The following is a 19,840-nucleotide window of genomic DNA, read 5'->3' as shown; positions in this document are numbered from 1 at the left end:
AGAAAATAGCGTTTTTCTGACTGATCTTTCATCAATTTTATTGACTAGGTTAAAGATTTCATTATAGTTAAACTCTTTCACTATTTTTTTCAATAGGAACTATTTATTCATGGCGCAATCCACTCCAAAGCGAGAGACCTTCTCTGGCCGTAAAGCATTCATTCTTGCCGCAATTGGCTCAGCCGTTGGTTTAGGCAATATTTGGCGTTTTCCTTATACCACCTATGAAAATGGCGGTGGTGCATTTATTATTCCTTATCTTATTGCCTTATTAACGGCAGGAATTCCACTTTTATTCTTAGATTATGCTATCGGACATCGCCATCGCGGCGGTGCCCCTTTATCTTATCGCCGTTTCAGCCCGCACTTTGAAGTATTCGGTTGGTGGCAAGTGATGGTGAACGTTATTATCGGCTTATATTACGCCGTGGTATTAGGTTGGGCGGCAAGCTATACCTATTTTTCCTTCAACGGCGCATGGGGTGATAAACCTATCGATTTCTTCATCGGTGAATTTTTAAAGATGGGCGATATTACTAACGGAGTCAGTTTTGAATTTGTTGGTATGGTAACCGGCCCGTTAATTGCCGTCTGGGTGATTGCATTGGCTGTACTTTCCATGGGAATTCAAAAAGGAATTGCAAAATCTTCATCGATCTTAATGCCCGTTCTCGTGGTGATGTTTGTCGCCTTAGTGGTCTATTCCCTCTTTTTACCGGGTGCGGAAAAAGGGTTGAATGCACTTTTCACACCGGATTGGTCAAAACTCTCCAACCCAAGTGTGTGGATTGCGGCTTATGGTCAAATTTTCTTCTCCCTTTCCATCTGTTTCGGGATTATGGTAACTTACGCCTCCTACCTGAAAAAAGAATCGGATCTCACAGGCAGCGGTTTAGTTGTTGGTTTTGCCAATAGTAGCTTTGAAGTGTTAGCCGGTATCGGCGTTTTTGCTGCATTAGGGTTTATCGCTACCGCACAAGGTCAAGAAGTCAGTGAAGTCGCAAAAGGCGGTATTGGTTTAGCATTCTTTGCGTTCCCAACCATTATCAACAAAGCCCCTTTTGGTGAAGTGCTAGGCGTATTATTCTTCGGTTCACTGACTTTTGCGGCATTAACTTCCTTTATTTCGGTGATTGAGGTCATCATCTCAGCCATTCAAGACAAGCTGCGCATTCGTCGTGCCAAAGTGACCTTTATTGTCGGTATTCCGATGATGTTCGTTTCCGTGATTTTATTCGGCACCACAACCGGCTTACCAATGCTTGACGTATTTGATAAATTCGTCAACTATTTCGGTATCGTTGCCGTGGCATTTGTTTCTCTGGTTGCTATTGTAGCAAACGAAAAACTCGGCTTACTGGGCGATCACCTAAACGAAACCTCCTCTTTTAAAGTCGGTTTCTTCTGGCGCTTATGTATCGTACTTACCACCGGTATTCTTGCCTTTATGTTATTCAGTGAAGGTGCAAAAGTATTCTCCGAAGGTTATGAAGGCTACCCAACTTGGTTTGTTAATATTTTTGGTTGGGGCATGGCAATTAGCTTGCTCTTAGTCGCATTTATCCTTTCTCGCTTGAAATGGAAAAATGAAACCCAATTAACGATGGAACCAAAAGGAGAATAAAATGAGTTCTAGCGCAATTATTATGATGATCATTGCCCTTGGCGTGATTTGGGGCGGATTCTTTTTTGCCCTGATTAGATTACCAAAAGAAAAATAATGAAATTATTGACCGCACTTTGTCAAAGTGCGGTTGTTTTTTATCTCCTTTTTAAGTCTATTATTAAACAAATTTTTCTGACACTTGAAAATTTTTCAGAATTTAGTAAAAATCGGCTTCAGCCCTTTGGATCTTTATCATTCAACGATTAACTTACAACAAATTCAGTTATACTAACCAGGTTTGAAACCTCAAATTAAGAAATAACTATGGTCCCCCCAATCCGACTATCGTTCCCCCCTGAAGGTGATAAATACCCTTTTGATGTGGTGAGTTTTCAGTTAACTGAAGGGCTTTCCGAGCCCTTTCGTTTAGAGCTGATGTTATCTGGTTTTGCCCCCATATTCCGTTTTCGGTATTGATGGATAAAGCGGCCACGTTTACGTTCTGGAAGGGGGATAAAACAGTTCGCTATGTCAATGGAATTGTCACAGGCTTCGGTTTGGGGAAAAGCGGTTTTGTGCGCACCTATTATCAGATGGTGGTCGAGCCGGCGTTGGTGAGTGCGGCATTGCAATCGGACAGCCGTATTTTCCAACATCAAAACAGTGAAAAAATCATCCGCACGTTGCTGCAAAAAAATCGGGTGGATAATATGGCCTTTGAGCCTTTGCCGTCAGATTGGGAGCAGGAATATTGCGTACAATATCGCAAAACGGATTTGGCCTTTATTGAATGCTTGGCGACAGATGAACAAGGCCGTCCTTTCAGTCGTTATCGTTTAGAGTCAGCCCTTGCCTTATCTGAAACCGCTCAAGCCACAGGGGATGATATGCGGGTGATACCGGGTTATGGTTTTAATTTGGAAGGCCATATTAATCCTGCCTTTAACCAAGATTGGTTCATCGTGCGGGTGGAACATCAAGGCTATCAAACCGGTGTCATGGAGGAGGAAGCCGGTGAAGAAGGCAACCGTTATGAAAACAAGCTGTTTCTGATTCCCCATCACACCCCTTGGCGTAGTCCTCAAAAGCCCCGCCCGATTATTCGGGGCACACAGGTCGCCCATGTGGTCGGTCCGGAAGGGGAAGAGATTTACTGTGATGAATGGGGACGGGTGAAATTGCAGTTTCCTTGGGACAGACTGGGTAACTTTGATGAACACAGTTCTTGTAGGGTAATTATCTTGTGATAACAGGGGATAGTTAGGAGAAACTTGAGACCGAACTAGGTGCGAATACTGTAGAAGCTTTAATGTTTCATAATCAAATAAACTATTCCTATTATTTAACTGAAGGAATGAAACTTTATTATCCTCAGGGTTTTAGGACGAGAAATATGCCGGATTCAGATGCATCGGATAAAAAATAGGGCAAAAGCAATCTAAAAAGCCAGAAAAAATAGATAAAAAAGAACAACAAAAACAAGATGGTGAGAAAAAAGGAAATACGATAGAACAGCGAAGTCAGGCTAATGGTAAGCCGGTTGATGTTGCCAAGCCTAAAAAAGACGGGTGTTTTTGTTATAGGGATTTTACTGTTGAAGAATTTAAAAATATAGTAGAAAAACTTATAAAAGGTGTTCTTAACCGACTAAGCTCTGGATTCCTGCATTTTCTTGCTCAAGCGTACCATGAAACCCATTTTTTCCAATCAATGCTAGAGTGTACTAGCTCTTATACTGTCAAGTACGATCCTTATAGAAGAAGAGGATTTATACATTTAACACATAAAAAAGTTATAAAAATTTTGGTGATGATATTGGAGATTCTTGTATTGTTAAAAATCCTATTATTGTTGCAACAAATATAGCTTATTCCTTTGAATCAGGAGGATGGTTTTGGAAGAAAGGAGTGATTCTTTCTAGTAATAAACCGGGATTGTGGAAATACCCTAATAGTGCTCCTAAAAGTATTAACGAGCGTATTAAAACAGAAAAAACTAATTGTGCTAAATCATAGTGTCTTATGGCAATTCAAAAGAGACATTCGGTGTTTTGAATCTAAATATCTTGGCTGACAATGATTGGGGAAATACTATTAGTTGGCTTGTTAATGGTGTTGCAAATGGATTTGATGAAAGAATTAAATATAGAAGATTATTAAAGTAGATTATGAAATATGAATTATATAAAAATAAAAAATAGTTTTGTTTTAGCCTAGCTTCTTTAGCTTTTTCGGATGTTAAAGTTAAATATCAGATAAAAAATGAAAATATTGAATTACTGGTTAATTCTGAAAACGATTTTTAGTGACTCATAAAACAAGAAATAAAGTATTGTTTAGAGAGAAAATATACTATCTGATAGGATTTATTCATTAGATAAAATTTCTAGAGAAGGAGCGTTTTTTGTTTTAAAGCTAATTTTAATGGTTAAGGAGAACAAGAGCAAAATTATTATCATACAGACGAAAGAACAGTACATCCTGTGAAAGAAAGTATAAGATATGTAGAAACAAAAGAGAAGATTAGAGATAAATCATGTGATTATTTTTATTTAAGTAAAAAAATGAATGTTTTTATATGCTTATTAAGAAAAGCTATCTGTATGATGAAAATGGAAAAAAACGAACATGTATTTAGTTAAAGGAGATAGAGTGAAGATTATCAAAGATGATTCTGTTGATCTAAATTAATCAATTTATCAACCGCACTTTATAAGTGTGGTTGATTTTTTGTTCTTTTAAAATTAACAACCAGAATTTAGCCCAGAGCAGCCTATAGTTACAGGCAGAAACTACACAGTACAACCGAATCAGCCTATCTTCTCCCCAAATATAAAACCCATATCAGGTAAGTGAATTACCATTACAAGCAGATGAACAAGGAAGATTCGTCTTTCCTCCAAGTTTAGTAGAGCAAAACGGAAAAAGTTTGCCTATAAAAATTGTTTTTTGGCATGAACAATATCCGAAAACTGTGCATTCGGAAGTGCCTGAATTTAGTTGGATAAAAGAAAAAGCGTGGTGAGATTAAGGGCCTATAATGTCTATGAAATCACACCACTGGCTATTCCCAATGAGAATAATGAGCCTGCCGCCTACATTATCTTGTAAAGCACCGAGTTCAGAATCATCCAATATTTACTACATAATGCCGTAAAATTTAGTTATTTTAAATTCATTAAAAAACCGTATATTTTAAATGCGTTTTTTCATTTAAATAAAGGGAAATTCAAATTACCACTGATACATATAGCCTGCACCAACCATATTATATCCTCGGGTATCTAACCCGACACTGGTTTTGATAATATGTTTACCGTTATCAGACATAAGGGAATAACCAACAGAAATTGCATTCTCATCACGATAACTTGCTACACCAACCCCAACACCACTTGCACCATTTCGCGTTACCTGTGGAATATTAGCCATTGCCCCCGCTTGAGCAATACCACCACGCAATTTACGATCTACCCGATTCAATTTATTTTCCAATTGACGAACTTGGTTATTGGTTTTTCTAAGTTGAGCATAGTTAACCGCATCACTATCCCTTGTCCCTTCTGCAACATTAGTGATTTTTTTATTACCGGCATTGATACCTTGATTATTCACCACGACATCACCAGCCTTAAATTCATTGGCATTGACCACATCAAAAATTGGTTTATCCGTGGTTGAATAGGTAATATTTTGACCGTCTTGTTTTACTACCATATTTTTACCGGCTTTATAGGCAACAGTATTGCCCGCTTTCACTTTTTCAATCGTCACATTAATAGCTTTTCCACCATCCTCACTTCCTGTTGTGATGTTAAAACTGCTGTTGTTAATTGCATTTGCCACATCAGTGACGCTAGCTAAGTTACCCTTCGTCGAATCAGCCACTACAATCCCATTATCATTAACCGAGATATCTCCTGTATCAACATTCACTGTTGGAGGAACCGGTATCGGCTTAGGTTGACTATTTTTCATTTCTTCCGTTAGCTTGTTGGCAATAAAATAAAGTTGTGAACCATTAATTGCATCCGTTGAGGTTGGGGAAATATCACCGGCAGAAACATTTTTAATTTGGCGTGTTTCGCCGAGTTTTGAATTCCCCACCGATACTGTACCGACTGATGTGGAGCCTGCGAAATTACCATAAGTAATACCGTTCACCGTGCCTTGTGAGGTATCTTTTGCATTCTCTGTGGCGGATTGATCACCTAATGCCACTGAACGATCATGATCGGCAAAGGCTTCTTTACCCATCGCAATGGCGTTGTCTTTTGTCGCTTGGGAGTCCGTTCCTAGGGCAATAGAGTGATCGCCTACCGCATTCCATACTTCATGTTCGGAACGATGAACTTGTTTACCCCCACCAGTGGTATACCAAGCCTTCGTATCGGTCGTCATACTTCCAATCGCAATCGCATTTAAACCGCTTGCAGCCGCACCATTACCCATTGCAATAGAGTTATCTCCTGCCGCAGAGGATGAAGGACCTGCAGAAGTAGAATAATCCCCTAACGCTTCCGCCCAAGTCCCTAATGCGGAGGCTCCTTTTCCAAAAGAATAAGCATGCGTACCAACACTTGTCCCCGCATAACCTAACGTTTTAGAATCATCACCCAATGTCGTTGCACGGTCATTTAAGGCATAAGCTTTGGTTCCTAACGCCGTTGATCCCCAACCAATAGCTCGAGATTCATCACCAATGGCTATCGTTGAAGTCGCTTCATCCGATAACCCTACAAGTTCAGCCTCCATACCAACCGGAGAATTTTGTTTCCGTAAAGTGTCTACGGTATTTTTAATATTATTTTTTAAATTTTGATCAATATTTGCCGCACCATCAGTATTCGTAATATCCAACGTTCTCGCATCGTTACCTATCGCAATGGATTTCACACCGCTTGCTTGCGCTTTATTCCCCATAGCGATAGCACCATTGCCGATAGTATGGCTTTCTAAACCAACCGCAATGGCACCACCACTACTCGGATATCCATAATAAGAACCCGCTAAAGATTTCGCACTGCCTCCCAAGGCGATATTCCCATCCCCCTCGGCATTGGCACGACTACCTATCGCATAACTTAACCAACCATTCGCAATGGCTTCATGACCATAAGCAATACTTTGCGAACCATATACCGTTGCCTTATATCCTTCAGCGATACTATATACGCCACTATATCTTCCTTTTTTACTTCTAGACGCTGAGTCATAAGCATTATTTTTGTCAATGGAGGATTGAGGGCCTAATGCAATAGAATGGTTTGCCGTAGCCCCAATTGTTGGAAATGTTGCATCCGTTGTATTAACGTTTAAATAATCGGTAGAAGCAGAAAATACATTCGTACTTACAAGAAACACTATTGGTGAGAAATAAAATACCCTTTTCATAATTAACCCCTTATACATAAAGAAAAATTTACTACTGATAACGACATCTTATTACTATAAATATTTCATCGTCAACTTTCTTTGGAAAAACTTACCGTTATTTTCCTTTTTGTCACAACGTATTCTCGGTCTTTATTTTGTACCCAACTATAAAATGCAAACTCCGCATACAAGAATTCAAAAAATAAACAACTCAAATTTGCTATAATTCTCGCATTTCAATTATTTTCCCAAAACTCATGGATATTCTCATTATTATCATCGTATTAGGTATTTTTTCAATCTTCACGATTATCCCTGCTATTCGGTTTATACAAACCCGAAATAACAAAGAATTTGAAGGCGAAAAACTCATTCCTTTTAGCTGTGGGAAAGTGTTTAGTGCGGAGCGTTATTATTTTAATTCCAAAGGCATTTTTATTTTCCGCGCCAGCCAACTAATTCATCATTATCAATTTGATGATTTAATTGCATTAGAAAAAATGAGTGTGACAGTAAATAACCGAAAATATTGGTATATGCGTATTCACACACCAAACGGGCAACGCCATTATCAATTTATCCCAAAAGACATGATTTTTAATGACAATTTCACCCAATTTTATCACTTCTTAAAAACAAACTATCCAAACAAAGTGAAAGAAAAATGGTATAGATGGTTTGCGGGAATTTGAAAATTCAAAAAAAATTGACTGCTCTTATAGTCATTACATAAAAAGGTGGGTTACCCACCCACCTTATTTCCATCACTTCGACAAATCAATCTGATACACCGCAAAACCAACTTCATCAATGCCAATCCGCTTTATCGCATACTGTGCTTTTTCTTGGATAAATTGTGCCGCTTGTTCTGTCGGTGAAGTTTCAAAACGAACGTCTAATTTATCATTGCCCGAGATAGGAACAAAACGCCAGTTTTTATCCGCACTTGGATTGACCGCGCCGTCTTTCTCACTGGTTGCCTTAATATAATCCACAAGAATTTGACGGTTTTCATCCGGTGAGGCATACACAATATGCTGATCGCCTGTGCCGGGGAATTTATTACTGTAAGCCCGATAATTGTTGGTAGCGATTAAAAACTCCGCTTTCGGATCAACCGGTTTACCTTGATAAGTCAGGTTTACCACACGGTGTGAGTCCGGATTAATGAGCTTACATTCGCCATCATAACGAGCAGGTTTGGTGATATCGAATTCATAATTCACGCCATCAATCACATCAAAATTATAGGTACGGAAACCTTCCCAGTTAATCAATGATTGCGGTTTATCCGTGGCTGGATCGATTTGATTAAACATTCCTGCGCTACATTCAAGCCATTCTTTGAGCTGTTCACCCATTACTTTCACTACCACAAGGGTGTTTGGATAAAGATAGAGATCCGCGGCATTGCGGAATGTCAATTCACCTTTGTTCACTTCCGTGTAGCCGGTCGGATCGTTTTTACGTCCACCTGCTTTAAATGGCGCTCCCGCACTTAAAATCGGCAAGCCAGCCATTGCCGCCACACTTGGTGCGACTTTTTCTACATAGGCTTGTTGGGCTTGGTTCACAATTTGAATAGTCGGATCATCTTGCACCAAGGCTAAGTAGCTGTACATATTGTCGGTCGCTTTACCAATCGGTTGCGACACAAATTTGCGGGTCGCTTCGTGAACCGGCTGTAAAAGTGCGGTCAATTCCGGATCATTTTCTGTGAGGGCTTTTTTGTTTTCCGCATCAAAAATAGGGCGAAGGGCTGCCTGTCCTTCCGTAACAATCCATTTCCCTTGATGTTCGGTTAAACCTAAATCTACTACGCTGATATTATTCGCCCAATAACCTGCCATACTTTCCGGCACGCCTTTTACCGTACCTTTTACAATGTCGGCGTGAGGTGATTTGGCAAACTCTTTATTCGGGAATAAACGGTGTGAATGACCAAAAATCACCGCATCAATGTGCGGCACATCCGCTAAGTAGAATGCAGAATTTTCCGCCCCTTCTTTATAGGGTCCGTCCGATGGGCCTGTGTGCGCCAACGCAATCACAATATCTGCCCCTTTTTTCTTCATTTCAGGCACATATTTTTGTGCGGTTTTGACAATGTCGCGTGCCTCCACCTTGCCCTGCAAATTTGCCTTATCCCATACCATAATTTGTGGCGGTACAAAGCCGATATAACCGATTTTCAATTTATGGGTTTTACCTTGGTTATCCTGAACGGATTTTTCTTGAATCACGTAAGGAGTAAAATACGGCTCATCGCTCCCTGCTTTTACGACGTTTGCATTGATAATCGGGAATTTTGCCTGTTTCATCGCATCCGCCAAATAATCCAAACCATAGTTAAACTCGTGATTGCCAAGTGTACCTACATCATAATTCATGGCATTTAAACATTCTATTGCCGGATTTGCTTTGCCTTCTTTATAACCCTGCGCCGCTTGATAATCGGCAATAGGATTGCCTTGAATTAAGTCCCCGTTATCCACTAATACCGCATTTTTTACTTCAGCTTTAGCCTGACGAATTAAACTCGCCGCACGGGTAAAGCCGAATTTATCCGTTGAGGCATCCTTGTAGTAGTCAAAATCCGTTAAAAAACTGTGAATATCTGTGGTTGCCACAATACGTAAATCGATATCAGGCTTGCCTTTTGCCATCGTAAAGCGGCTTGCACTTAATGCAAGGATACTGGTTGCACCGATTTGAATAAAATGACGTCTGTTTATCATACGAAAATCCTTATTATAGGAGTGAAAAATAACAACATTCTAAGAAAAATAACCCGGTTTTGAAAGAAAGTGCGGTCAATTTTGAGAATATTTTTGCAAAGCAAGGCGGTATAGACCGCCCTAGAAAACAGGCTATTACCCTAATAACCGCTGTAATAATCCGCTATAAATATTCACGCCTGTAATCAATTGATTTTCATCGAAATCAAATTCGGCTTCGTGATGACCGGCGGTACGATCGGCACCAAGGATAAAATAAATGGATTTTCCACCGTGATCCTGCACGCGTCTGCCTAACACCGTGGCATCTTCACTGGCATTGAAGGCATAATCATCAATACTATGAATTTGAGGTTGCTGCAAGGCAATCTCTTCTACTAACCGTACCAACTCCGTATCATTATTCATATCGACAGCTTCACCCACAATTTCCGTTTCGTAAGCCACAGCAAAGCCGATAGAAATCCCCTTGGCAATTTGCATCACTTGCTCGGTCATATGGTCATTGATTTTTTTATTTTCACCACGGACTTCAAGTTGTAATTCGGCTTTTGTTGAAATCACATTACGACCTTCTCCCGCTTTTAATACGCCCACATTAATACGGCTCATTCCTTCACCGTGACGAGCGATCCCATGTAGTTGGGTAACGGCATGTGCCGCAGCAAGTAGTGCGTTACACCCTAAATGAGGCGCGGCGCCGGCGTGTGCCGGTTTTCCATGATAGCGAATATCGATTTTTGTGGTAGAAAGAAAATTTCTAGGGTTAGCAATAACCGTGCCGGAATTTGCACAAAAACTGATGTGGGAACTCGCAAAATAATCCGCATCATCAATCACTCCACTGGCTGCAATCGCAGCGGCACCACGCGTTCCTTCTTCTGCCGGTTGGAAAACAATTTTTACTTTACCGGTCAGTTTATCGCGGTTTTGTGCAATCCATAATGCCGTTCCCAAACCAATAGTAATATGTCCGTCATGCCCGCAAGAATGCATAAAGCCCTCATTGACCGAAGCAAACCCTTCTTTATTCGGGATATGGTTCGGATCGCCCGTTTCTGTGACATTCACACAATCAATATCAAAACGTAAAGCAACGGTTTTACCCGGTTTACCGGAATCAAATACTGCGACACAGCCGGTATATCCCTGCATTTTATCGAGCCATTTTTCATTCATACCATAGGCTTTTGCTTTCACTAATCCATTATCCACCACGGCTTGTTTCCGTCCACGAACAAAATCAGGGTTAATAATTTGTTTACCCATTAAAATATCAAAACAGCCAAGGCTTTCTAAATAATCGGCAATACGTGCCGTTGTCCAAAATTCGCTCCAGCCGGTTTCAGGAAAGCGGTGAAATTCACGACGCCAATGAGTGAGTTGGGATAAATCTAAGTTCATTTTTTTCTCCTTAAAAACTTAATGAAAAAACACCGCACTTTGTGTGTCGTGCGGTGAAATTTGAGAGGTTATAACATAAATAATGCCAAGAATAAGACGGCAAGCACCATCCCGGGGGCAGTACGCTTCACCATTTCAACCGGACTTACCATAGCAAGACCTGCACAAACAATGGTAACGCCTGCAATCGGTGAGGCGGTACGACCTAATGCACCGGCAATCGCAGCAGCCATACCAAGATTCACATGGGTATAGCCCAGATCCACCGCATGTGGTGTGACCGCACTATTAAAGGCAATGGCAGCGGCATCGCCGGAACCGGTGATTAATCCCATTAAAAACGGCCCGATAGTCGCTCCCCAACGGACAAATTCATTGGATTCTTTTAAGAAAGCGATAGCCGCATCGACTGCACCGGTTGATTTTAATCCCGCGACAAATACGCTTGCGGCAATAATAATGCCGAGTACATTGGCGTAAGAATTGCCCATTCCGTTAAAAAACTCTTCCGTGATTTTAACTGGTGAAATACGGGTAACGATAATGCCGTAAATAGCACCGATCAGCATGGCTTGCGGTACACCCATTTTTGTCCATTCAAGACCTGGAATTTGTTGTAAAGAGGTTCCGCCAACAACCAAAATAATTAATGGTAATAACGGCGCAATCGCATATAGCACATTTACGCCTTGTACCTTATTGGTTTCACTTTCTTTTTGTTCGGCAAGATAGGCTTGGCGATGTTCTTCGCCATAATCTTTGAAAACAAGGGCCAAAATCGTCAATACAATCGCACCAATCGCTCCTGCAATCATATTGTAAGGCGCATGGGAAAGATTCACTTGGGTAATAGTTAAACCGGACATTTCGCTAATCATAGCAGAGTGGGAAGAACCTGGACTCATCATCGAACCAAAGGTTCCGGCTAAAATAGCAGCACCCGCAGTGGCAGGGCGAACTCCGGCACTTTTTAATACAGGGATTAATGTCGCGCCCACCGCCGCCGCGCAACCGGCAGCAGAAGGGATCGCAATATTAATAAAGAAAGTAATAATAGTGGCGATAGGAATTAAGAAAAATTTTAAGCCGCTTAACGGTTTCGTCAGTAAATGTACTAAATGCGTATCGCACTGGGTATATTTCATTACATAGGCAAAGCCCATACTGGAACAGATCGCCATAATCAACCCGCCGGATGTCATACTCTTTGCAAAGGCATCAAGTGCGCCCATTGGGTTTAGCGTAACAACCGACATCAATAAGCCAATACCGATTAATACGGTTCTTGTTTCCGCTTTTTTAATCAAAAAATAAATGGTGGCAAAAATACCCACAATTGCCACCAAAGATTTAAACATTTCCATAATAGTGTTCCTTTTAGGTTAATAAGAAAAAGTGTGATTCACAGCAAAGGCTTCACATTGCATACCTTCACTGAAACGTAAAATAGGGTTTTCACCCAGCACTGTCGCCTGTTCTCCTTGAATATGCAATGCCGATCCTTCTGGTAAAGCATAAACGAGTGCGGTCGGATTGACGAGTAAAAATTCAGCCAAACGCTCTTCGCGACTTTCACCGTTGTGACCTTGTATTTTGCCGGAAATAAAGTGAGGATTAATTTGATGAGGAAATAATTGCAATGCAGAAAAAGAAGGAGGATAAGTGATGGGCATATCGTTGGTCGTCATAATCGAACGTCCTGCTACATTCGTCCCTGCGCTCCACCCAAAATACGGCGTCCCGCTATTTACTTTTTCCCGAATGGCTTCAATTAAATGATGTTCGTACAACTGTCTTAATAAACAAAACGTGTTACCGCCACCAATGGCTATCACATCAGCCCGTTCAATAATATCCCGATGTTGTTTACCGTGATGGACGGAAATAATTTCCATCTCTATATCTGATAATGCCTCCTGCACAGTTTTCTCATATTCATCGAAAGTACGGCGCACTCCCGCATAAGGAACAAACGCGATTTTTTTCCCACGATAATCATTTAAAAAAGATTGTAACCAAGGTACAGCATGCTCTAAATATCCGGTTTCCTTGTATTTTGAACTACTGAGCAGTAACATTGTTTTCATTTTCTACCCTTTTTAAGTAAATATTTAATAACGCTATCATTATGCATAGAAAATATAGGATAGAAATGATCTTCTAAATAAAAAATAATTATTACATGATAAAAGTCAAAAAATAACAGGAGAATACTATGTTAGTGAATCTTCAGCGTGTACAACATTTAATAGAAAAATTAGCATCAATCTCGTCTTCTTCTGATGAGCTGACACGTTTGGCATTTACCACCGAAGATGAAAAAGCACACAATGTGATCATTGAATTATGCCGCCAATACAATTTATCAGTCAAACGAGACGCCATTGGCAATCTTTTCATTCGTAAAGCAGGGAAAGAAGATCATTTACCCGCTGTTGCATTTGGATCCCACATTGATACGGTAGTCAATGCAGGAAAATTTGACGGTCCTTTAGGTGTGATTGGCGGATTAGAGATACTCCTACAGTTGTGCGAGCAAAATATTCAAACCCGTTATCCACTGGAATTAATCGTTTTCACCTGTGAAGAATCCAGCCGTTTTAACTTTGCCACATTGGGAAGTAAAGTGATGTGTGGGGTGATAAATCAAGAAAAATTAAGCCGACTACGTGATAAACAAGGCAATACCTTAGCTGAAGCAATGGCTAAAATAGGGATGGATTTTAATTTAATTAATCAGGCTAAACGTGATGGGAAAGAGTTCAAATGTTTCTTTGAACTTCATATTGAACAAGGTCCCCGTTTAGCAAATGAAAATAAAACAATTGGCGTCGTGACAGGAATTGCTGCGCCAATTCGAGGAATTGTGAGAATTAACGGACAAGCCGATCATTCCGGTGCAACAGCCATGCACTATCGTCACGATGCATTATTGGGCGGTGCGGAACTTTCTCTTGCCATTGAACAGGCTGCAATTAATGCTAAGCATTCAACCGTGGCGACGGTCGGAAATCTGACAGCGAAACCGGGTGTGATGAATGTTGTTCCCGGCTACTGTGAATTACTTGTTGATATCCGAGGCACCCATACCGAAGCCCGTGATTCGGTTTTAGCGGTATTACAAAGAGAAATCGAAAATGTAGCTGAAAAGCGCAGATTATCTATTGAATTCCAACTGATCTCAAAAGATAACCCTGTCGTCCTCCCACAAGCAATGATTGAACAGATTGAAAATGCGGCTAAATCCCTTGGTTATTCGTATGAAATTATGCCTAGCGGAGCAGGACATGATGCAATGCATATGGCAACCCTGTGTCCGACAGGTATGATTTTTGTACCATCACATTTAGGTATTAGTCACAACCCACTGGAGTTTACGAAATGGAAAGATATTGAAGCCGGGATTAAAGTTCTACAAAAAGTGGTATTAGAGCAGGCTGAAATTTGCTAAAAATAAGATTTCAGCCTGTCATAATAAGATTTTAATTTTATTAAAGATATTTTCTCTTACTAAACCCAATCTTTTTATTTTTTAAATAATTAAAAAAGGAATATCTAACCATGACAAATTTAAATTAATTTTGAATATAACTTTGATAAAAATATAAAAATAAACACAACTAATGTTAAATAAATGTTATAAAAAATAAAAAAGTAAAATTTATTTTGACAAGGATCACATTTTTAAATATTAATTATTGCTTACACTTTTATGAAGGAGCAGAATGACAACCAAGGTAGATATGTTGAATTGTGTAGATATTAAGGGGGACTCTATGCAAGTATATACAAAAGCTTCACGCCTTTTAAGCCTCAATCCAATAAAAGGACGATCTTTAATGGCTCATATTCGTAGAACGAGACATATTATGATGCCATCGCATCGTTCTTGTTTTTCTTATTCCGTTTTTGCCTCTCAAAATAAACCATCCCATTTAGCTCTCTAATAGTGTGCTAACTATTCAGAGAGACTTTACTTTAAAAAAACAAACATGACTAAATAAAGTCACTATCTCTTGTTTAAAGTTAATATTCCAAATTTTAAATAAATAAGGATCAATCACTAATGTTTATTAATTAGTGAAAGTGTTCTTATTGTTTAAAAAAATAAAGAGTGAATTTGCATTATTTTTATAATGCAGGCGTTCTTTTTATCTCAAAATATACATAAGGAGTTAATTATGCCTAAATTAAAAATTGCATATAGCCCGGCAGTTACCCAATATTTCTTAACGAAAAGAGATATGGTAGAAATTAAACAAACTGATTTTACTGATGTTGCGGCTATTGTATTAAGTTCTTCCGACATAGATCAATTTATTGATTCCATTAAAGAAACTGAATTTAATATTCCTGTTTTTGTTGTACAAACCGCCGAACAACCGCTTTCACCTGAATTTTACGATTCCGTTTACCATATCCAAGATTTCAACGGTTATGATATCCAACTTTACAGTCGTCAAATTGAAACGGCCGCTAAACTTTATGAAGAAAAAATGCTTCCGCCATTTTTCAAAATGCTCAGCGAATATGTAGAAATGGGGAATATTGCCTTTGATTGTCCGGGACACCAAGGCGGTCAATATTATCGCAAACATCCCGCTGGGCGTTTCCTTTATGATTTCTACGGAGAAAACATTTTCCGTTCGGACATTTGTAATGCCGATGTCAAACTAGGCGATTTGCTTATTCATGAAGGCGCTGCCTGTGATGCACAAAAACATGCCGCACAAGTATTTAATGCCGATAAAACCTATTTCGTATTAAACGGTACGTCCTCTGCGAATAAAGTTGCATTAAACGCCATTCTAGCACCGGGCGATCTTGTTTTATTTGATCGAAACAACCATAAATCCAACCATCACGGCGCATTGGTTCAAGCGGGAGCAACCCCGATTTATCTTGAAACTGCCCGTAATCCGTTCGGGTTTATCGGTGGTATTGACAGCCACTGCTTTGAAGAAAGTTATTTAAGAGATTTAATCAAAGAAGTCGCACCTGAAAGTGCAGAGAAAAAACGTCCGTTCCGTTTAGCCGTGATTCAATTAGGTACTTACGATGGGACTATCTATAACGCACGTCAAGTCGTAGATAAAATTGGCCATCTTTGTGACTATATTTTATTTGATTCCGCTTGGGTCGGTTACGAACAATTCATTCCAATGATGAAAGATTGCTCTCCTCTCTTGTTAGAACTTAATGAAAACGATCCCGGCATTATCGTGACGCAATCCGTTCATAAACAACAAGCAGGTTTCTCACAAGCCTCCCAAATTCACAAAAAAGACAAACATATTAAAGGTCAAAGTCGTTATGTTAATCACAAACGTTTTAATAATGCCTTTATGTTGCACGCTTCCACCAGCCCGTTCTACCCATTATTCGCAACATTGGATGTGAATGCCAAAATTCAAGGTAGCGCAGCCGGTCGCCGTTTATGGCATGATTGTGTAAAAGTAGGGATTGAGGCACGTAAATTAGTCTTAAATAATTGCGAACTGATTCGTCCATTTATTCCTACGACAATAAAAGGCAAAAAATGGCAGGACTACGATACTGAAGAAATCGCGACAAACCTTGAATTCTTCAAATTCCATCCAACCGACACATGGCATAAATTTGAAGGTTATGAAGATGAACAATACTTCGTTGATCCTTGCAAATTCTTGCTCACCACACCGGGTATTAGCTTAGAAAGCGGTGAATACGAATCTTTCGGTATTCCGGCTACCATCTTAGCAAACTACTTACGTGAAAATGGTATTATCCCGGAAAAATGCGATTTGAACTCCATCTTATTTTTGTTAACGCCTGCTGAAACCTTAACAAAAATGCAAACCTTAGTCGCCCAAATCGCATTGTTTGAAAAACATATCAAACAAAATTCATCATTACAAGATGTATTACCTACCGTTTACAAAAATAACGAGGAACGTTACAGAGGTTATACCATTCGTCAATTATGCCAAGAGATGCATGATCTCTACGTCAGTCGCAATGTAAAACAATTACAGAAAGACTTATTCCGTAAAGCGACCTTACCTGAATATGCGATGAATCCTCACGATGCCAACATTGAATTAATCCGCAACAATGTGGAATTAGTTTCACTCACCGACATTGTAGGCAAAATTGCGGCGGAAGGTGCGCTTCCTTACCCTCCGGGCGTGCTTTGTGTGGTACCAGGAGAAAGATGGAGTACAACTGCTCAACAATATTTCTTAGCGCTAGAAGAAGGCATTAATACCTTACCCGGCTTTGCACCGGAAATCCAAGGAGTCTATCTACAAAAAGATCCTGACGGACCGACTCGTGCCTATGGTTACGTATTAAATGAACATTAATCGCTAAAAAAGTGCGGTCATTTTTTAATGAGAATATGACCGCACTTGAGGAATAAATTATGAGTACAAAAAGTAATAAAATCGGTGTGGTACAACTTACCATACTCACGATGGTAAATATGATGGGTTCCGGCGTTATCATGCTACCGACCAAATTAGCAGAAATCGGAACTATTTCTATCGTCTCTTGGTTAGTGACCGCAGTAGGTTCCACCGCTCTCGCTTACGCATTCGCACAATGCGGTATGTTCAGTAAAAAATCCGGTGGTATGGGCGGCTATGCCGAATATTCTTTCGGTAAAGCGGGTAACTTTATGGCAAATTACACCTACGGCGTCTCATTGGTTATTGCCAACACGGCAATTGCAATTTCTGCCGTAGGTTACGGCTCCGAACTGTTAGGCACAGCCCTTTCACCGCTCTCCATTGCACTGTGGACAATTTTTACATTATGGCTTGCTACCGTGCTTAACTTCGGCGGTGCAAGAATTACAGGAAATATTAGTTCGTTCACCATTTGGGGGGTCATCATTCCTGTTGTTGGTATTAGTATCGTCGGTTGGTATTGGTTTGACGGTTCACAATACATTAGCGCTTGGAATCCTCATAATGTCCCAACCTTTGAAGCGATTGGAGTCTCTATCTCTATGACCTTATGGGCGTTCTTAGGATTAGAATCGGCTTGCGCCAATTCCGATGCGGTTGAAAATCCAGAGAAAAACGTACCTATTGCCGTATTGGGAGGAACACTTGGAGCGGCGGTAATTTATATTGTTTCAACCAATGTGATTGCCGGTATCGTACCAAATATGGATTTAGCACAATCTACCGCCCCATTCGGGTTGGCTTTTGCCCACATGTTTAATGAAACTGTCGGTAAAGTTATTATGGGATTAATGGTTATGTCTTGTTTTGGTTCTTTACTAGGCTGGCAGTTTACCATTGCACAAGTATTCAAATCTTCTGCAGAAGAAGGCTATTTCCCTGCATTTTTCAAAAAAGTTACCAGCAAAGACGCACCGATTATCGGTATGGTAACCATTACAGCGATTCAAACATTATTATCTTTATTGACAATCAGCCCATCATTAAATAAACAATTTAATGTATTAGTTGATTTAGCTGTGGTCACCAATGTCATTCCGTATTTACTTTCTATGGCGGCATTAGCCGTGCTGTTAAAAACGGAAAATGTACCAACGCGCAAATATAAAACAACCGTGCTCGTTGCATTTATCGGTTCGGTGTATAGCATATATGCCCTTTATGCAGCCGGTGAACAAGCGATGTTATACGGTTCAATCGCCACTTTCATCGGTTGGACATTATATGGTTTCGTGTCTTATAAATTTGATCTGCATAAATCAATTAAACAATAAATTTCTGTAACCCCATTTGCCCACCTTAGCGTGGGCTTTTTTATTGCTTCGGTTAATCAACACAACGTTGATTTGATGAGATAAAAAAACCACACTTTGTCTAGCAAAAGTGCGGTCTGTTTTTTTACCGTTTTTTTAAATTACTTTTTCATCCATTTATCATAGATTTTTTGATATTCACCCTTTTCTTTAATCGCTTTCAAACCTTGATTTAAACGTTCTTGCAAGGCTTGATTGGATTTGTGTAATGCGATCCCTACACCGCGACCAAAATATTTCTCATTGGTGATTTTCTCACCGACAAATTCAATATTTGGCTCTTTCACCATAATATCCGCCAACAATGCCGTATCACTCAACACAATATCAATCCGCCCATTTTGCAAATCCAAAATCGCATCTTGTAAATTAACGTAAGATTTCGGTGAATATTGAGGAGTTTCGGCAACGGTATATTGCTGGAAAGTCGAGCCGTTTTGTACCCCGATATTTTTCGCTGTCGCTAAATTTCCTTTTCCCTTTAATGCAACGTAGCTTGCCGAGCTATCATAATAAGGATCACTGAATAAAACCTGTTTTTCTCGGGATGGCGTAATATCAATTGCCGACATTACCGCATCAAAGCGCTTTGCTTTCAAACTAGGAATTAAAGCGTCAAACGGTTGGGTTTTAAAATGGCAGGTTGCTTGAATTTCTTTACAAATGGCTTGCGCAATATCGATATCAAACCCCTCCAACTCACCTTTCTCCGTTGTCATTTCAAAAGGCGGGTAACTCGGTTCCGTACCAAAGGTCAATTCCTGCGCATTTGAAAATGTCGCTGCCCCTGCCAAAATACTGAGTAAAAGCTGCTTTTTCATTGTGTCCCCCTGTGTTTGCATTGTTATTTATCTGAATGCATAGTAAATAATCTTAACGCTATACACAATCATTATTCACGACTTTCTGACTGCGTTAGGTTCATCCCTTAGAAATGATCTTATTAAAATTCTGT

General features: G+C 39.8%; 14 protein-coding genes. 8 read left to right on the top strand and 6 right to left on the bottom strand.

Annotated elements, in window-relative coordinates; translation table 11 throughout:
- Window positions 1–109 precede the first annotated feature (109 nt).
- From FEE42_RS08390 to FEE42_RS08380, 3 genes are all read left to right on the top strand, one after another.
- Window positions 110–1,624, top strand: coding sequence for a sodium-dependent transporter (locus FEE42_RS08390; protein WP_164028192.1), 1,515 nt, complete (start codon window positions 110–112; stop codon window positions 1,622–1,624).
- A gap of 1 nt (window position 1,625) precedes the next feature.
- Entirely contained in the window at window positions 1,626–1,721 is a 96-nt protein-coding gene (locus FEE42_RS08385) for a methionine/alanine import family NSS transporter small subunit (protein ID WP_018356165.1), read from the top strand.
- Between the two features lie 361 nt (window positions 1,722–2,082).
- A complete protein-coding gene (locus FEE42_RS08380) occupies window positions 2,083–2,853 on the top strand; it encodes a contractile injection system protein, VgrG/Pvc8 family (protein ID WP_164028190.1) in 771 nt (256 codons plus the stop codon).
- Between the two features lie 1,986 nt (window positions 2,854–4,839).
- Here FEE42_RS08380 and FEE42_RS08375 read toward each other — a convergent pair.
- Entirely contained in the window at window positions 4,840–6,999 is a 2,160-nt protein-coding gene (locus tag FEE42_RS08375; protein WP_164028189.1) for a YadA family autotransporter adhesin, read from the bottom strand.
- Window positions 7,000–7,238: 239 nt separating this feature from the next.
- Here FEE42_RS08375 and FEE42_RS08370 point away from each other — a divergent pair, with 239 nt between their 5' ends.
- Window positions 7,239–7,673 (top strand): hypothetical protein, encoded by a 435-nt coding sequence (locus tag FEE42_RS08370; RefSeq protein ID WP_059368738.1) that lies wholly within the window; start codon window positions 7,239–7,241, stop codon window positions 7,671–7,673.
- A 72-nt stretch (window positions 7,674–7,745) separates the two neighbouring features.
- Here FEE42_RS08370 and cpdB read toward each other — a convergent pair whose 3' ends face one another.
- The 4 genes from cpdB to pepE all read right to left on the bottom strand — a co-directional run bounded on the left by cpdB (window position 7,746) and on the right by pepE (window position 13,210).
- On the bottom strand, window positions 7,746–9,719 hold the full coding sequence (cpdB, locus tag FEE42_RS08365; RefSeq protein ID WP_164028187.1) for a 2',3'-cyclic-nucleotide 2'-phosphodiesterase: 1,974 nt from the start codon (window positions 9,717–9,719) through the stop codon (window positions 7,746–7,748).
- Between the two features lie 135 nt (window positions 9,720–9,854).
- The gene (locus tag FEE42_RS08360; protein ID WP_164028185.1) at window positions 9,855–11,123 is read right to left on the bottom strand and encodes a M20 family metallo-hydrolase; all 1,269 of its coding nucleotides are present in this window, start codon (window positions 11,121–11,123) and stop codon (window positions 9,855–9,857) included.
- Between the two features lie 68 nt (window positions 11,124–11,191).
- The gene (gene dcuC / locus FEE42_RS08355) at window positions 11,192–12,487 is read right to left on the bottom strand and encodes a C4-dicarboxylate transporter DcuC (protein WP_059368735.1); all 1,296 of its coding nucleotides are present in this window, start codon (window positions 12,485–12,487) and stop codon (window positions 11,192–11,194) included.
- Between the two features lie 18 nt (window positions 12,488–12,505).
- Window positions 12,506–13,210, bottom strand: coding sequence for a dipeptidase PepE (pepE, locus tag FEE42_RS08350; protein ID WP_135969297.1), 705 nt, complete (start codon window positions 13,208–13,210; stop codon window positions 12,506–12,508).
- Between the two features lie 128 nt (window positions 13,211–13,338).
- Between pepE and FEE42_RS08345 the strand changes: the two genes are divergently transcribed.
- The 4 genes from FEE42_RS08345 to potE all read left to right on the top strand — a co-directional run bounded on the left by FEE42_RS08345 (window position 13,339) and on the right by potE (window position 18,846).
- Window positions 13,339–14,574, top strand: coding sequence for a Zn-dependent hydrolase (locus FEE42_RS08345; RefSeq protein ID WP_164028183.1), 1,236 nt, complete (start codon window positions 13,339–13,341; stop codon window positions 14,572–14,574).
- 325 nt (window positions 14,575–14,899) lie between these two features.
- The gene (gene speFL / locus FEE42_RS12950) at window positions 14,900–15,070 is read left to right on the top strand and encodes a leader peptide SpeFL (protein ID WP_110890523.1); all 171 of its coding nucleotides are present in this window, start codon (window positions 14,900–14,902) and stop codon (window positions 15,068–15,070) included.
- A gap of 234 nt (window positions 15,071–15,304) precedes the next feature.
- Window positions 15,305–17,467 (top strand): ornithine decarboxylase SpeF, encoded by a 2,163-nt coding sequence (speF, locus tag FEE42_RS08335; protein ID WP_164028181.1) that lies wholly within the window; start codon window positions 15,305–15,307, stop codon window positions 17,465–17,467.
- Between the two features lie 59 nt (window positions 17,468–17,526).
- Window positions 17,527–18,846 (top strand): putrescine-ornithine antiporter, encoded by a 1,320-nt coding sequence (gene potE / locus FEE42_RS08330; RefSeq protein ID WP_059368731.1) that lies wholly within the window; start codon window positions 17,527–17,529, stop codon window positions 18,844–18,846.
- A gap of 140 nt (window positions 18,847–18,986) precedes the next feature.
- On the opposite strand, the gene FEE42_RS08325 is transcribed toward potE, so the two are convergent.
- A complete protein-coding gene (locus FEE42_RS08325; RefSeq protein ID WP_059368730.1) occupies window positions 18,987–19,706 on the bottom strand; it encodes a lysine/arginine/ornithine ABC transporter substrate-binding protein in 720 nt (239 codons plus the stop codon).
- Between the last annotated feature and the right edge of the window lie 134 nt (window positions 19,707–19,840).

It is taken from the genome of Rodentibacter caecimuris (genome assembly GCF_010587025.1).
Classification (GTDB): domain Bacteria; phylum Pseudomonadota; class Gammaproteobacteria; order Enterobacterales; family Pasteurellaceae; genus Rodentibacter; species Rodentibacter caecimuris.
The sequence above is the reverse complement of the archived record's forward strand: the minus strand, read 5'-3'. Positions and strand labels throughout refer to the sequence as shown.

Excerpts from the sequence above, each read along its gene's own strand:
- potE (WP_059368731.1), top strand. The coding sequence starts at position 17,527 with ATGAGTACAAAAAGTAATAAAATCGGTGTGGTACAACTTACCATACTC.
- FEE42_RS08360 (WP_164028185.1), bottom strand. The coding sequence starts at position 11,123 with ATGAACTTAGATTTATCCCAACTCACTCATTGGCGTCGTGAATTTCAC.
- FEE42_RS08370 (WP_059368738.1), top strand. The coding sequence starts at position 7,239 with ATGGATATTCTCATTATTATCATCGTATTAGGTATTTTTTCAATCTTC.
- FEE42_RS08390 (WP_164028192.1), top strand. The coding sequence starts at position 110 with ATGGCGCAATCCACTCCAAAGCGAGAGACCTTCTCTGGCCGTAAAGCA.
- FEE42_RS08385 (WP_018356165.1), top strand. The coding sequence starts at position 1,626 with ATGAGTTCTAGCGCAATTATTATGATGATCATTGCCCTTGGCGTGATT.
- cpdB (WP_164028187.1), bottom strand. The coding sequence starts at position 9,719 with ATGATAAACAGACGTCATTTTATTCAAATCGGTGCAACCAGTATCCTT.
- FEE42_RS08375 (WP_164028189.1), bottom strand. The coding sequence starts at position 6,999 with ATGAAAAGGGTATTTTATTTCTCACCAATAGTGTTTCTTGTAAGTACG.
- speFL (WP_110890523.1), top strand. The coding sequence starts at position 14,900 with ATGCAAGTATATACAAAAGCTTCACGCCTTTTAAGCCTCAATCCAATA.
- speF (WP_164028181.1), top strand. The coding sequence starts at position 15,305 with ATGCCTAAATTAAAAATTGCATATAGCCCGGCAGTTACCCAATATTTC.
- dcuC (WP_059368735.1), bottom strand. The coding sequence starts at position 12,487 with ATGGAAATGTTTAAATCTTTGGTGGCAATTGTGGGTATTTTTGCCACC.
- FEE42_RS08325 (WP_059368730.1), bottom strand. The coding sequence starts at position 19,706 with ATGAAAAAGCAGCTTTTACTCAGTATTTTGGCAGGGGCAGCGACATTT.
- FEE42_RS08345 (WP_164028183.1), top strand. The coding sequence starts at position 13,339 with ATGTTAGTGAATCTTCAGCGTGTACAACATTTAATAGAAAAATTAGCA.
- pepE (WP_135969297.1), bottom strand. The coding sequence starts at position 13,210 with ATGAAAACAATGTTACTGCTCAGTAGTTCAAAATACAAGGAAACCGGA.
- FEE42_RS08380 (WP_164028190.1), top strand. The coding sequence starts at position 2,083 with ATGGATAAAGCGGCCACGTTTACGTTCTGGAAGGGGGATAAAACAGTT.